Source organism: Rhodococcus sp. H29-C3 (genome assembly GCF_030063405.1).
In the GTDB taxonomy this organism is placed as follows: domain Bacteria; phylum Actinomycetota; class Actinomycetes; order Mycobacteriales; family Mycobacteriaceae; genus Rhodococcoides.
In genome coordinates this window covers 169,531-182,788 of sequence record NZ_JASITC010000006.1, presented here as the reverse complement: position 1 = coordinate 182,788, position 13,258 = coordinate 169,531, and the positions used below count along the sequence as shown (strand labels likewise).

Here is a 13,258-nt window from a genome sequence, read left to right as displayed (position 1 = left end):
GATGAACAACACGGGTGAGGAGTTGGACTCCTTCGTCGTTGCTGCTGCGCAGGGCGAAAGAGCTGCGCTCTCCCGGGTATTGGAAATCATTCGTCCACTGGTCGTGCGGTATTGCCGCGCCCGAGTGGGGTCCGCCGAGCGTGGTCAACTCTCGGCAGACGATGTAGCGCAGGAGGTCTGCTTGGCAGTCATGACCGCCTTGCCTCGCTATCAGGATCAGGGCAGACCGTTCATGGCCTTTGTGTACGGCATTGCCGCTCACAAGGTTGCAGATGCACACCGAAGCGCGTCACGTAACAAATCGGACCCAGCCGCCGAAGTACCAGATGTCGTCTCCACTGAACACGGACCCGAGCAGCGCGCTCTGGAATCCGAGTCGAGCCGACAGATGACTGCACTGCTGGGAACCCTCCCGGCGAAGCATCGCGAGATTCTCGTGCTTCGCCTTGTCGTCGGATTGTCGGCAGAGGAAACTGCGGCAGCAGTCGGGAGTACTGCAGGCGCTGTCCGCGTGGCTCAACATCGAGCCCTCGCGAAGTTGAAGAACGAAGTTGTGAAAGCGGGTGAAATGTATGGCTAGGAACAACGGCCGTGATGGCATTCCCCGTATCGGTCGACCCGACGGGTCGTCGTCCCCATCGCCCGGAAATGACCCATACACCGATGCGGGTCCCGTCGACATCGCTGCAGTGCGTCGTGACGACCAGTTCATCGAGGCACTTCGGAGTGATGGCCCGGTCTCCACGGACAGTGCAGACGAGTACCGCCTCGCGTTGCTGTTGGCCGGTTGGAGAGCCGAGGTCAACTCGCCTGCGCTGCCCAGCAGCCCAAGCGTCGACGAGGTCGTGGTTGCTGTCGAGCAGGAGATCGCTGCTGCGGATCTGTCTCGGAGAAACTCCCGTCGGGGTCGATCCAGTTTCCTACGTCCGGTTGCCGGTGCTGCCGCAGCTATCGCCGTCGTGATGGGCGGGTTGGTCGTTTTCTCGTACAACTCCGCGCCGGGTGATCCGCTGTGGAGCGTCAAGTCGGTGGTGTTCGCTCAGCAGGCGGATTCGACAGTGGCACAAATCGATACGACGTCCAAGTTGGAGCAGGCTGAGCAATTGATTGCCGCCGGTGATGTCGAGGGCGCTCGCACTCTGCTCAACGGAGCGACTTCGACAACGGATTCGGTCACCGACCAAGCCCAACGATCCGATCTCGAAATGTGGCTGCACCGTCTGATGGATCAACTGCAAGCGTTGATCCCTACGCTTCCTGCTCTTCCGCCGTTTGTACCACCCGCGACGGATTCGATCTTGCCGCTGCCGGAGAATGTTCCGTCCGACATCCCGCCGATGCAGGTGCCGACGCAGGAGTTGCCGCTTCCGCCGGTGCAGACGTCACCGGTCGAGGTGCCGCCACCGGTGGCTACCCAGACCGGATCACCGGCGACATCTGCACCGCCCGTCACCGAGACCGCGCCGCCGTCCCCGACGGTCGTCAAGGAACCGAGTCCCACCACGGCAGCTGCGAGTGGGTCGAACGGTGGGGAAGGCACGTCGCAGCCGCGCGCGGAGACACTCGACGGCAGTTAGGTCCAAGCGCAGACACGTCCGAGAAGACGGACACGAAAAGACAGGCCCGGCACGAAGTTCTCGTGTCGGGCCTGTCTCGGTTGTCGTGGGGACGAGCTCAGATTTACGTGTAGGTCAGCTGTCGAACCCGTCGCTGTGTAGGGCATCGTTCATCGAGGCATCTGCGAAGCCACGGCAGTAGTCCCACGTCACATACGCGTCCGGTACCGGGTCGTATGCGGGCTCGTGGGGGCGGACCGTACCGTCGACCAGCAGTTGGAGCAGGTTCGCTCGCAGCATGTCCCAGTCGTGGTAGTGGTCTTGCTGACAGTCTTCGCAGCACACGACGAGACCACGAATACCGCGGTGGCCGAGAAGTGCTTCGTAGACGGCCAGATCAGCCAGATCCTCCTCGACGGCTAACCGCTCCTGAGGATCCAACGGCTGTCCCGGCTCGATAGCGTCGAGGGCGGCCGATGGGTCGGCGGGGTCACCGGCGAACGGATCCGGAGGTAAACCTGGAGGCAATTGATCGCGCACGCCTCCACGGTACGCAGGACTGGTGGGTATGCGCCAGCCGTTCACGTTCGAGTTGCCGACAAACATGCTCGATTCGTCTGATTTCGCCGGTTCCGGCCCGCCTCACAGAGCGTCTGGGGCGGCTTCACAGTGCGCGTTCACGCTGGCGGTGCGGAGCCGATACCATGGCACAAGGCGCCGCGGCCGAGCGCGCGCACGCAACATGTACTCCATCCGTTCTCTTTCCACACGCACCTCGCGTATCGCGTATCGCGTCTCCTCGACGCGGCTCGATGCGCACCCAGGCTCTAGGGAGGGCCAGATCCACATGAGTAGTCCAGGAGCCCATGTCCGTACCGGTGGCGACGATCCCAACAAGGTCGCCATGCTCGGTCTCACCTTCGATGACGTCCTACTGCTGCCCGCTGCGTCAGATCTGATTCCGAGCGCAGTGGACACGTCGAGTCAGATAACCCGCGACATCAGACTTCGAGTTCCCCTCGTCAGCTCGGCGATGGACACCGTCACCGAGGCGCGCATGGCCATCGCCATGGCGCGCGCAGGTGGAATGGGCGTGCTGCACCGCAACTTGTCGCTGCTGGATCAAGCTGCGCAGGTGGAGACGGTCAAGCGGTCCGAGGCAGGCATGGTGACCGATCCGGTGACATGCAAGCCCACCGACACTCTCGCCGAAGTCGATGCGATGTGTGCTCGGTTCCGTATCTCCGGCCTGCCGGTGACCGATGAGACCGGTGCCCTGGTCGGCATCATCACCAACCGCGACATGCGTTTCGAGGTCGACCAGAATCGCCGAGTCGACGAGGTTATGACGAAAGCACCTCTGATCACCGCCCGTGAGGGTGTGACGGCGGATGCAGCGCTGGGGCTCCTTCGACGTCACAAGATCGAGAAGTTGCCGATCGTCGACGGGCAGGGTGCGCTGACCGGTTTGATCACGGTCAAGGATTTCGTCAAGACGGAGCAGCATCCGTTCGCCACCAAGGATCGCGACGGTCGGTTGCTCGTCGGTGCCGCGGTCGGTGTCGGTGAGGATGCATGGGCGCGCTCGATGGCGCTGTCCGACGCCGGTGTGGACGTACTCATCGTCGATACCGCACACGGCCACAACTCGCAGGTCCTCGAGATGGTCAGCAAGCTCAAAGCCGAGGTCGGCGAACGCGTTCAGATCGTCGGCGGCAACATTGCCACTCGCGCTGGCGCGTTGGCCTTGGTCGAAGCCGGAGCGGATGCGGTGAAGGTCGGGGTCGGACCCGGATCGATCTGCACCACTCGCGTCGTTGCGGGTGTGGGCGCGCCTCAGATCACGGCAATCCTCGAAGCCGTTGCAGTCTGTAAACCGCACGGCGTTCCCGTGATCGCCGATGGCGGACTTCAGTTTTCCGGCGACATCGCCAAGGCCCTTGCAGCGGGTGCGTCGACCGCGATGCTTGGATCACTTCTGGCAGGTACCGCCGAGTCGCCCGGTGAGCTGATTCTGGTCAACGGCAAGCAGTTCAAGAGTTACCGTGGGATGGGTTCGCTCGGGGCAATGCAGGGCCGTGGTGCTGCCAAGTCGTTCTCCAAGGATCGCTACTTCCAGGACGATGTGCTGGCCGAGGACAAGCTTGTTCCGGAGGGCATCGAGGGGCGCGTGCCGTACCGAGGGCCGTTGTCTCAGGTAATTCATCAGCTCACCGGTGGTTTGCGTGCAGCCATGGGGTACACCGGGTCCAACTCCATCGAGGAATTGCAGAACGCGCAGTTCGTGCAGATCACCGCTGCGGGCCTGAAGGAAAGCCATCCGCACGACGTCACGATGACTGCGGAAGCTCCCAACTACACCTCTCGGTGATGCGCCGCGCCGATCCGGCGTGCTGAAGCACTTCACCTGTAACTCACGAGAAAGGGGCGCACCCGTGCGCGACCTCGTTGAAATCGGCATGGGCAGAGAAGCCCGGCGCACCTACCAGCTCGAGGACGTCGACATTGTGCCGTCCCGGCGTACACGGTCGTCGAAGGAGGTCTCGACGGCCTGGCAGCTCGATGCATACCGCTTCGACATTCCGGTGTTGGCTCACCCCACCGATGCTTTGGTGTCACCTGAATTCGCTATCGAACTCGGTAAGCAGGGTGGGCTCGGAGTCATCAACGGCGAAGGATTGTGGGCTCGGCACACCGATGTTCAAGCGAAGATCGATGAGTTGGTTGCGATCGCCGGAAGTGATTTCGACGCCGATGCGCCGGTAGCGTTTCTGCAGAAGCTGCATGCGGCTCCGCTGCAGCCTGAACTACTTGCCGCCGCCATCGCGCAGGTTCGTGCCTCTGGGGTGACGGTGGCAGTTCGGGTGAGTCCACAGAGCGCGAGAAGCTTGACTCCTGCACTGGTTGCGGCCGGCATCGATCTTCTGGTGATTCAGGGCACGATCATCTCCGCCGAGCACGTCGCGCGCAGCGACGACGAACCATTGAACCTCAAGACGTTCATTGCAGATCTCGACGTTCCCGTGATCGCGGGTGGCGTCAGTGATCATCGCACTGCGCTGCATCTGATGCGGACCGGTGCGGCGGGCGTGATCGTCGGGTACGGCTCTGTGGAGGGCGGCACGACGACGGGTGAGGTGCTGGGCATCGGAGTGCCGATGGCGACTGCGATTGCGGACGCCGCTGCCGCACGGCGGGACTACCTCGACGAAACCGGCGGACGCTACGTCCATGTGATCGCCGACGGTGACATCACCACTTCGGGTGGGTTGGCGAAGGCCATCGCGTGTGGTGCGGATGCCGCGGTGCTCGGTGCTCCACTCGCTGCAGCAGCGGAGGCTCCCGGTAGGGGTTGGTACTGGCCGTCGGCGGCCGCGCATCCATCCATGCCTCGCGGTGCACTGTTGCCGGTTGCGGCAGGAGAGCGCCCAAGCCTCGACCAGGTGCTTCACGGGCCCTCGAGTGAGCCGTACGGTTCGATCAATCTTGTCGGTGGACTGCGTCGTTCGATGGCAAAGTCGGGCTATTCCGATTTGAAGGAGTTTCAGAAGGTGGGCCTGAACGTCAGAGGCTGATCTTCGTCGCTACCGAGAGGCGCGCACCCTGGCTCACCGGGTGCGCGCCTTTTTAGTGCCGTTTTCGAGGTAGATCGGCCCCGAAGATGGTGATACCGGCGGTTACAGCTAAAGTATCGAGTGTCAACTGTCACAGCCCTGTGGTCAGGTCGCGCTTTCTGTCACCTATTATGTGGTCTCGATCACATCGAGGTGTGGCGGGTTCGGCACGCAAGGCTGGTTGCGGCACGTACGAGGTGGAGGTCGAAGGATGCGTAAGACCGATTACGACGTTGTGATCGTCGGATCAGGCTTCGGTGGCAGCGTCACCGCGTTGCGGCTCGTGGAGAAGGGCTACAGTGTCGGGATTCTCGAAGCCGGTCGCCGGTACGAGGACAAGGACTTCGCCAAGACCAGCTGGGACCTCCAGCGTTTTCTGTGGGCGCCCAAGCTCGGGTGCTACGGCATTCAGCGTGTGCACTTGTTGCGTGACTGCCTGATCCTCGCGGGCGCGGGTGTCGGTGGCGGTTCGCTCAACTATGCCAACACGCTCTATCAGCCGCCGGAGTCGTTCTTCAAGGACAAGCAGTGGGCCCACATCACCGACTGGAACAGTGAGCTCACCCCGTTCTACGACCAGGCCACGCGCATGCTCGGGGTAGTCCGCAACCCCCACATGACACCTGCAGACGAGGTCATGAAGTCCGTCGCCGAGGACATGGGCGTTGGCGAGACGTTCATCCAGACCCCGGTCGGTGTGTTCTTCGGTGACGAGGCGGGCAAGAAGGTCGCCGATCCCTACTTCGGAGGTGTGGGGCCTGAACGCACCGGCTGTATCGAGTGCGGCGAGTGCATGACCGGGTGCAGGCACGGGGCAAAGAACACACTCCTGAAGAACTACCTCGCGCTCGCGGAGCGTGCCGGAGCCGACATCATCCCCATGACAACCGTGAGTGGTCTCCGGTCGCTTCCGGACGGTACGTGGGACGTTGCCACCGAGCGGACCGGAGCGTGGATACGCAAGGGTGCCAGGACGTACACCGCCGCCCACGTCGTCATGGCCGCAGGGACCTGGGGCACCCAGAATCTGTTGCATCGTATGAAGGACGACGGCGCTTTGCCATTGCTGTCGAGCACGCTCGGTGAGTTGACTCGTACCAACTCCGAATCCATTGTCGGCGCTGCCAAGTTGAAGGTCGATCCGGCGATGGATCTGACGCGCGGCGTGGCTATCACGTCGTCGTTCCACCCGTCGCCGAACACGCACATCGAGCCAGTGCGATACGGCAAGGGTTCCAACGCGATGGGCTTGCTGCAGACCCTGATGACCGACGGGGGAGGACGTATCCCGCGGTGGCTGAAATTCCTCTTCACTGCGCTCGCACATCCTCTCGACTTCGTGCGAATCGTCAGCGTCAAGAATTGGAGCGAGCGCACCATCATTGCTTTGGTGATGCAGAACCTCGACAACTCGATCACCACGTTCACCAAGCGCGGTCTCTTCGGACGCAAGGTCTCGAGCAGACAAGGCCACGGCGAGCCGAATCCGACGTGGATCCCCGAAGGCAACGATGCGACGCGTCGGGTAGCGAAAAAGATCGGCGGCGTTGCCGGCGGAACGTGGGGTGAGCTGTTCAACATCCCGCTCACTGCCCATTTCCTCGGCGGCTGCGCGATCGGCTCGGATGCCGAGCACGGAGTCATCGATCCGTACCAGCGTGTGTACGGTTACCCGACGATGAGCGTGGTCGACGGCTCGGCCGTATCGGCCAATCTCGGAGTCAATCCGTCACTCACCATCAGTGCGCAGGCAGAGCGGTCCGCGGCGTTGTGGCCGAACAAGGGCGAGCAGGATCTGCGTCCACGTCAAGGTGAGCCGTACCGACGGATCGACCCGATCGCGCCCGTCAGCCCAGTTGTCCCTGTATCGGCGCCGGCGGCGTTGCGTCTGCCGATCGTGGAGATTCGATCGTCCAAGACCGCCATGTCGGAAGGTGCGTGATCCTTGGTCGCGTCGTCCCGGTCGAGTGGCTGCGTCGCTCTCCCGGGCCTTCCCACTAAGCTGATCGGGTGACCGCCACGCCGCAGCCTGATCCAGCCCAGCCCCGCCCCGTACTCGTCGTCGATTTCGGTGCTCAATACGCGCAGCTCATCGCGCGTCGAGTCCGTGAGGCACACGTGTACTCGGAAGTGATCTCACATACGGCAACCGTCGAAGAGATCGCCGCGAAGAATCCGATCGCCCTGGTGCTGTCCGGTGGCCCGTCGAGCGTGTACGCAGAAGATGCACCGGCTCTCGACGCCAAGGTCTTCGACCTCGATGTGCCGGTCCTCGGTATCTGCTACGGATTCCAGGCCATGGCCCAAGCTCTCGGTGGCACGGTGTCGCACACCGGGACGAGGGAGTACGGACGCACTCAACTCTCCGTCGACGGCGGAGTCCTCCACGGCGGCCTACCTTCGACGCAGCCGGTCTGGATGAGCCACGGTGACGCAGTCACCGAGGCACCCGACGGATTCACCGTCACCGCAACCAGTGCCGGTGCGCCCGTTGCTGCGTTCGAAAACACGGAGAGGCGTCTTGCCGGGGTGCAGTATCACCCCGAGGTGATGCACTCGCCCCACGGCCAGCAAGTCCTTCGTCGATTCCTCTACGAGACCGCGGGAATCAAGCCCGATTGGACGGCAGCCAATATCGCCGACGCGCTCGTCGAACGAGTACGAGAGCAGGTCGGTGACAGTGGTCGCGCTATCTGTGGATTGTCGGGAGGCGTCGACTCCGCAGTGGCAGCAGCACTGGTGCAGCGCGCAATCGGCGACCGGCTGACCTGTGTGTTCGTCGATCACGGTCTGTTGCGTGAAGGCGAACGCGAGCAGGTTCAGCAAGACTTCGTTGCTGCTACCGGCGCCAAGCTCGTCACTGTCGATGCCGTGGACACTTTCCTGGGTGCGCTCGAGGGCGTGTCCGACCCGGAGGAAAAGCGCAAGATCATCGGCCGCGAGTTCATTCGCAGCTTCGAAGGCGCAGTGTCCGAGGTCCTCGGCGAGAACGCCGAGCAGGGGAGCGGCGTCGACTTCCTCGTGCAGGGAACCTTGTACCCCGATGTCGTCGAGTCCGGGGGCGGTTCCGGAACTGCCAACATCAAGAGCCATCACAATGTCGGTGGTCTGCCCGACGATCTGCAGTTCACCCTCGTCGAACCGCTCCGTGCGCTGTTCAAGGACGAGGTCAGAGCAGTGGGGCGTGAACTGGGCTTGCCGGAGGATCTCGTCGCACGCCAGCCGTTCCCGGGACCGGGACTGGCCATTCGCATCGTCGGTGAAATCACCCGCGATCGACTCGCCACGCTGCGTCATGCCGATTCCATCGTGCGCGAGGAACTGACGATGGCGGATCTCGACAACCAGATATGGCAGTGCCCGGTCGTGCTGCTCGCTGATGTGCGCAGCGTCGGTGTTCAGGGAGACGGTCGTACCTACGGCCATCCGATCGTTCTTCGTCCGGTGTCGAGCGAAGACGCGATGACAGCAGACTGGACGCGGTTGCCGTACGAGGTCCTCGAAACGATTTCGACCCGGGTGACCAACGAGGTACCGGAGGTCAACCGAGTCGTTCTCGATGTGACGAGCAAGCCGCCGGGCACCATCGAGTGGGAGTGAAAATGGTGCTACTGCTTACCTTTTCGTCCAGGGGTAAGCAGTAGCGCCGTTCCCACCACGATCGCCGCTACTACGAATACCCAGCGGAACTGCACATTGCCGAGCGAGACGATGGCGCCTGGGCCGACAAGTGCGCAGACGCTGACTATCGCTGCCGCGAGTCCGACGAGGAAAAGTAGAGCGGACGGCCGTGTTCGGGCTCGATTCTCCAGGGTGGTGTCGTCGTCGCTGTCGCCGTACTGCCAGGATTCAGCCACGGAGTACCTCCAAATTGCCGGCCCGCGCTGATCCCTCTATGGTCAGGATCGACGAGTTATCGGGCGAGTTGCCTTGCTGCACACCGGTGGGGCCGCACTTCGTGCTGGCCGCGATGGACGTGCAATCGGTTCGGATGTTCATCCAGTCAGGAACGGAAATTTTCGCGTTCCCTGCCGTGACGTCGACAGAGATCGTTCGGTCCTCGGTGAGGTCCAGACCGCGCAGGTCGAGTTGGAGATCGCCGCCCTGCACGGTGTATTCGGATTGGAGTTCTGCCATCGTCGTCGGTCGATATTGTTGTTGGCCCGCGTACTGGCTGTCGAAGGAGATAGGTCCGATTATCGACGCGAACACCACGAATGCCACCAACGGGCCGGTCACGATCAGGAGGCCGTAACCCTTTCGCAGGAATGCGCCGAGAATCAAGCCGGTCGCGACCACCGCGAGGGCGACTGCGGCGATCCGCGCCGGGGTGAGCCACGTCGATTCACTGCTTGCAGCAATGGCTCCGGTAAGAGCTGCGGCCAGCAAAGCGAGTCCGATGAAGCTCGATGTCCACCGTGAGCGCTTCTTCTTCTCGATGATCTCGGGCGCAGTTGCTGCTGCGGGTTCGGGGAGGTCCCAGGCGAACGGAGCGACTCCGAGCGGATCCCACGAAGGGGGTGTCGGTGGCTCGGAAAGATCTTGCGGAAGAGTCGATTTGGTGAGATCAACCTCCGTCGCCGGTGGTGGAGTGGGGACATAACTCTTGGGAAGCGTCGTGTACGGGGTATACCCGCCTCGACCGGCGTCATGCTGCCCAGGGCGATGCTGCACTGCTCCCCAGTAGTTCTGCTGGGCGGACGAGTTATACGGCGAGGAGTTGTACGGCGTATTGAAGGAGATCGGAAAATTCGACTGTGGGTAGGCAGAGGCTCCGCCTGGGAAATAGGCAGAGGCTCCGCCTGGGGGATAAGCGGTGGATCCGTCCGGGAGGAACTCAGGCGGCTCGGGACGGCGCTGGTGCAGAAGCCACAGGCCGCCGAGGAGGGCGAGCGTACTGACCAGCCCCGAACCGTCGAGACCGAATCCGGCGGGACCGATCGTCGTGACGGCGATGATCAACGCAACTACCAGAACGATCGTCTTCGTGCTGGTGCCCTTGCCGACCAGTGATTGTGCCGCAGAGGCGGAATCACCCGCTTTGCTCAACAGCAACCATGCGGCGAGGTACAGAACGATTCCGGCGCCGCCGAAGATCGTCCCGACGACGAGTGCGACACGAATGAGAACAGGGTCGACGCCGTAGCGGTATCCGATGCCGGCCGCGACACCCGCGATATGGCCCCTCTGTGGCAACCGGTAGGGGCGGGTGCGCCACATCTGTTGGAGCTGCTCGGAGACGGTTGCATTGCTCATGTAGACCATCGTGGCGGGTTGCTGCGTCGAGCACATCAGGGATAGCCCTGATATTCACGTCGGGTAGGAATGAATCGGCCTTCGATGGAGGTTGTGCTTGTCAGAAAGTCATTCGCACAACGAAGGAGTTTTTCAAGTGAAAATCGGAATCATCGGCGCAGGATTCATCGGTGGCACACTGACGCGGCGGCTCAGTGCGCTCGGGCACGAGGTACGGGTATCGAACTCGAGGTCCCCTGAGACCCTGTCCGATCTGGCAGCGGAGACCGGCGCACACGCAGTGTGGAGTTCCGAAGCGGCCTTCGATGCCGATCTGGTGATCGTGAGTATCCCGCAGAAGAACGTTCCCGACCTGCCCGCAGGCATCCTCGACGCCGCCAAAGACGGTGCCCCGATCATCGAGACCAACAACTACTACCCTCAGCAACGTGACGGCCTCATCGCCGACATCGAGAACGGCAAGCCGGAAAGCGTCTGGGTAGCAGAACATCTCGGCTCGCTCGGTGCCGATGTCATCAAGGTGTTCAACGGAATCTACTGGAAGCACCTACTGGAGAAGGGGCAGCCGAAGAGTACAGCCAGTCGGATCGCGCTCCCTGTTGCCGGTGCAGACGGACCCGGCAAGGCCTTGGTGTTCGACGTCGTCGATCAGCTGGGCTTCGACCCTGTCGACGGCGGCACGCTAGCGGATTCGTGGCGTCAGCAGCCCGGTACTCCCGTGTACGGAAAGGACTTCGATGCGGACGGCGTGAAGGTAGCGCTGGCGGAAGCCACAACGGATCGCGCACCGGAATGGCGCGCTGAATCTGCATAGAAAGATCTGCATAGAGATCAGGGGAGACCCTGATGCGCGGGATGGTCGTTTCGTGCCAGGATCGAATCGTGCACCCTGTCGACCCGCTCGCTTCCGCCAGAAGCTACGAACCCGCCAAGTTCCATCGGCGTGGCGGTGGACGCATAGTGGGCGGAGTCGCCGGCGGTGTTGCCGACCATCTCGGTGTGGACGTGTTCAAAGTCCGCGTTGCATTTGCATTGCTGGCGATCATGGCGGGGGCGGGAATCCTCGCGTACGGCCTCCTGTGGATTTTCAGTCCGGTCGGAACGGACGTGGATCGTCCGAGTAGCGCCGAACGACAGCGGGCTCTAGGGCTCGCCGCCATCGGGCTCGGTTTGGCTGCCGGGTTGGCGTGGCTGCTCGACGGAACTGCTGCGTCGGTCCTTGCCCCGATAGTGGTCGTCGTTGTCGGCGCAGCGCTGGTCTGGCGCGAATTCGATTCCGAGGGACCGCGTTCGATTCTCGGTATGCCGAAGAAGCCGACGGTGCTCAGTTGGGCACGTGTGGTCGGCGGCGCGACGCTGATCGTCCTCGGACTCGGTGTCGTCGTTTTGGCTCGGGTCGACTTGGCCTCGTTGCGTTCGTCGTTGCTGGCAGTGATCGTCACGCTGGTCGGTGCCGCGTTGTTGACGGTTCCGGTCTGGCTGCGAATGTGGCGGGCGCTGAACGCCGAGCGGTCTGCTCGCATCCGCAACGACGAGCGCGAAGAAATCGCTTCTCATCTGCACGACTCGGTGTTGCAGACGCTGGCGCTGATACAGAAGCAGTCCGATCATCCGCAGGAAGTAATGCGATTGGCACGCGGGCAGGAGCGTGAACTGCGCAAGTGGTTGTTCGAAGATCGCGACTCCGACCACACGAGCCTCGCCGAGGCATTGAAGACGATCTCGGGTGAGGTCGAGGACCAGTACGGCGTCACGGTGCGTCCCATCACCGTCGGCGATGTGCAGCTGGAGCTCGAAGATTCCGATTCCGGTTTGCCCCGAGAGCATTTCACCGCGCTGCTCGGCGCGACTCGCGAGGCGCTGGTCAATGCGGCGAAACATTCGGGCGAAATCAACATCGATTTGTTCGCCGAAACCGAGCCCCACCGAGTGACCGTGTTCGTTCGTGATCGCGGCAGCGGATTCGACGAGAACCTCGTACCGATGGGCCGTCAGGGACTCGCCAAGTCGATTCGGGGGAGAATCGAGCGACGCGGCGGCGAAGTCTCGATACGCTCCACTGTGGGAAAGGGAACCGAAGTTCGGATCTTGATGCCCCGCGAGCACACCTCGACGACTTCTCCGAACAACGACCGGACCGAGCCGACAAGCCAATCGATACCGCAGGAGCAGCCCAGGTGACCGACACCTTTCGTGTCTTTCTCGTCGACGATCATGCAGTTTTTCGTTCCGGAGTTCGCACCGAGTTGGGTCGCGAAAGTGACATCGAGGTCGTGGGGGAAGCGGGCGGAGTGGCCGACGCGGTTGCCGGTATCGAGTCGACGAAGCCCGATGTCGTGCTGCTCGACGTCCACATGCCCGACGGCGGCGGCGTCGCCGTTCTCGAACGCATCACCACCGGTCCTGTCTGTCTGGCGTTGTCGGTCTCCGACGCGGCCGAAGACGTCATCGCCGTCATCCGTGCAGGTGCGCGGGGTTACGTCACGAAGACGATCTCAGGGTCCGAACTCGCCGACGGGGTACGACGCGTTGCCGGTGGGGACGCCGTGTTCTCCCCGCGTCTCGCAGGCTTCGTGCTCGACTCGTTCACGGGTAAGTCGAATGTCCCCGAACCGCCACTCGATCCCGAACTCGATTCACTCACCCCTCGTGAACTCGAAGTTCTGCGTCTGCTTGCGCGCGGTTATACCTACCGTGAGATCGCCGAGGACCTGTTCATCTCGGTGAAGACCGTCGAGACGCATGCTTCGAACGTGCTACGTAAGACGCAGCAGTCCAATCGCAATGCGTTGACCAGGTGGGCTCACAAGCGTCGTATCGATTGATCATTTC

Annotated in this window: 12 protein-coding genes; 9 read left to right on the top strand and 3 right to left on the bottom strand. The window is 62.6% G+C overall.

Annotated elements, in window-relative coordinates; genetic code table 11:
- Position 1: 1 nt before the first annotated feature.
- Both QMK32_RS16040 and QMK32_RS16035 read left to right on the top strand, forming a co-directional pair.
- A complete protein-coding gene (locus QMK32_RS16040) occupies positions 2–580 on the top strand; it encodes a sigma-70 family RNA polymerase sigma factor (protein ID WP_084348435.1) in 579 nt (192 codons plus the stop codon).
- On the top strand, positions 573–1,577 hold the full coding sequence (locus tag QMK32_RS16035) for an anti-sigma-D factor RsdA (RefSeq protein ID WP_283476066.1): 1,005 nt from the start codon (positions 573–575) through the stop codon (positions 1,575–1,577). The genes QMK32_RS16040 and QMK32_RS16035 overlap by 8 nt, the downstream gene beginning before the upstream one ends.
- A gap of 114 nt (positions 1,578–1,691) precedes the next feature.
- On the opposite strand, the gene QMK32_RS16030 is transcribed toward QMK32_RS16035, so the two are convergent.
- Positions 1,692–2,096 carry a DUF5319 domain-containing protein gene (locus QMK32_RS16030; protein WP_084348502.1) on the bottom strand — a complete coding sequence of 135 codons (405 nt, stop codon included), beginning with the start codon at positions 2,094–2,096 and terminating at the stop codon, positions 1,692–1,694.
- Between the two features lie 307 nt (positions 2,097–2,403).
- Here QMK32_RS16030 and guaB point away from each other — a divergent pair, with 307 nt between their 5' ends.
- From guaB to guaA, 4 genes are all read left to right on the top strand, one after another.
- Entirely contained in the window at positions 2,404–3,927 is a 1,524-nt protein-coding gene (gene guaB, locus QMK32_RS16025; RefSeq protein ID WP_269303029.1) for an IMP dehydrogenase, read from the top strand.
- Between the two features lie 64 nt (positions 3,928–3,991).
- On the top strand, positions 3,992–5,131 hold the full coding sequence (locus QMK32_RS16020; RefSeq protein WP_269303030.1) for a GuaB3 family IMP dehydrogenase-related protein: 1,140 nt from the start codon (positions 3,992–3,994) through the stop codon (positions 5,129–5,131).
- A 250-nt stretch (positions 5,132–5,381) separates the two neighbouring features.
- On the top strand, positions 5,382–7,112 hold the full coding sequence (locus QMK32_RS16015) for a GMC oxidoreductase (RefSeq protein WP_283476063.1): 1,731 nt from the start codon (positions 5,382–5,384) through the stop codon (positions 7,110–7,112).
- Between the two features lie 68 nt (positions 7,113–7,180).
- Positions 7,181–8,770, top strand: a complete 1,590-nt coding sequence (gene guaA, locus QMK32_RS16010; protein ID WP_283476062.1) for a glutamine-hydrolyzing GMP synthase — start codon at positions 7,181–7,183, stop codon at positions 8,768–8,770.
- Between the two features lie 8 nt (positions 8,771–8,778).
- Here guaA and QMK32_RS16005 read toward each other — a convergent pair whose 3' ends face one another.
- Together QMK32_RS16005 and QMK32_RS16000 are read right to left on the bottom strand one after the other, a co-directional pair.
- A complete protein-coding gene (locus QMK32_RS16005; RefSeq protein ID WP_283476061.1) occupies positions 8,779–9,027 on the bottom strand; it encodes a hypothetical protein in 249 nt (82 codons plus the stop codon).
- Positions 9,020–10,426 (bottom strand): PspC domain-containing protein, encoded by a 1,407-nt coding sequence (locus QMK32_RS16000; protein WP_283476060.1) that lies wholly within the window; start codon positions 10,424–10,426, stop codon positions 9,020–9,022. The genes QMK32_RS16005 and QMK32_RS16000 overlap by 8 nt, the downstream gene beginning before the upstream one ends.
- A gap of 97 nt (positions 10,427–10,523) precedes the next feature.
- Here QMK32_RS16000 and QMK32_RS15995 point away from each other — a divergent pair, with 97 nt between their 5' ends.
- From QMK32_RS15995 to QMK32_RS15985, 3 genes are all read left to right on the top strand, one after another.
- Complete coding sequence (locus QMK32_RS15995) at positions 10,524–11,240, top strand: NADPH-dependent F420 reductase (protein WP_283476058.1); 717 nt, start codon at positions 10,524–10,526, stop codon at positions 11,238–11,240.
- Between the two features lie 68 nt (positions 11,241–11,308).
- The gene (locus QMK32_RS15990; protein WP_283476056.1) at positions 11,309–12,607 is read left to right on the top strand and encodes an ATP-binding protein; all 1,299 of its coding nucleotides are present in this window, start codon (positions 11,309–11,311) and stop codon (positions 12,605–12,607) included.
- Complete coding sequence (locus tag QMK32_RS15985) at positions 12,604–13,251, top strand: response regulator (RefSeq protein ID WP_283476054.1); 648 nt, start codon at positions 12,604–12,606, stop codon at positions 13,249–13,251. Before QMK32_RS15990 ends, QMK32_RS15985 begins: the two co-directional genes overlap by 4 nt.
- The last annotated feature ends 7 nt before the right edge of the window (positions 13,252–13,258 follow it).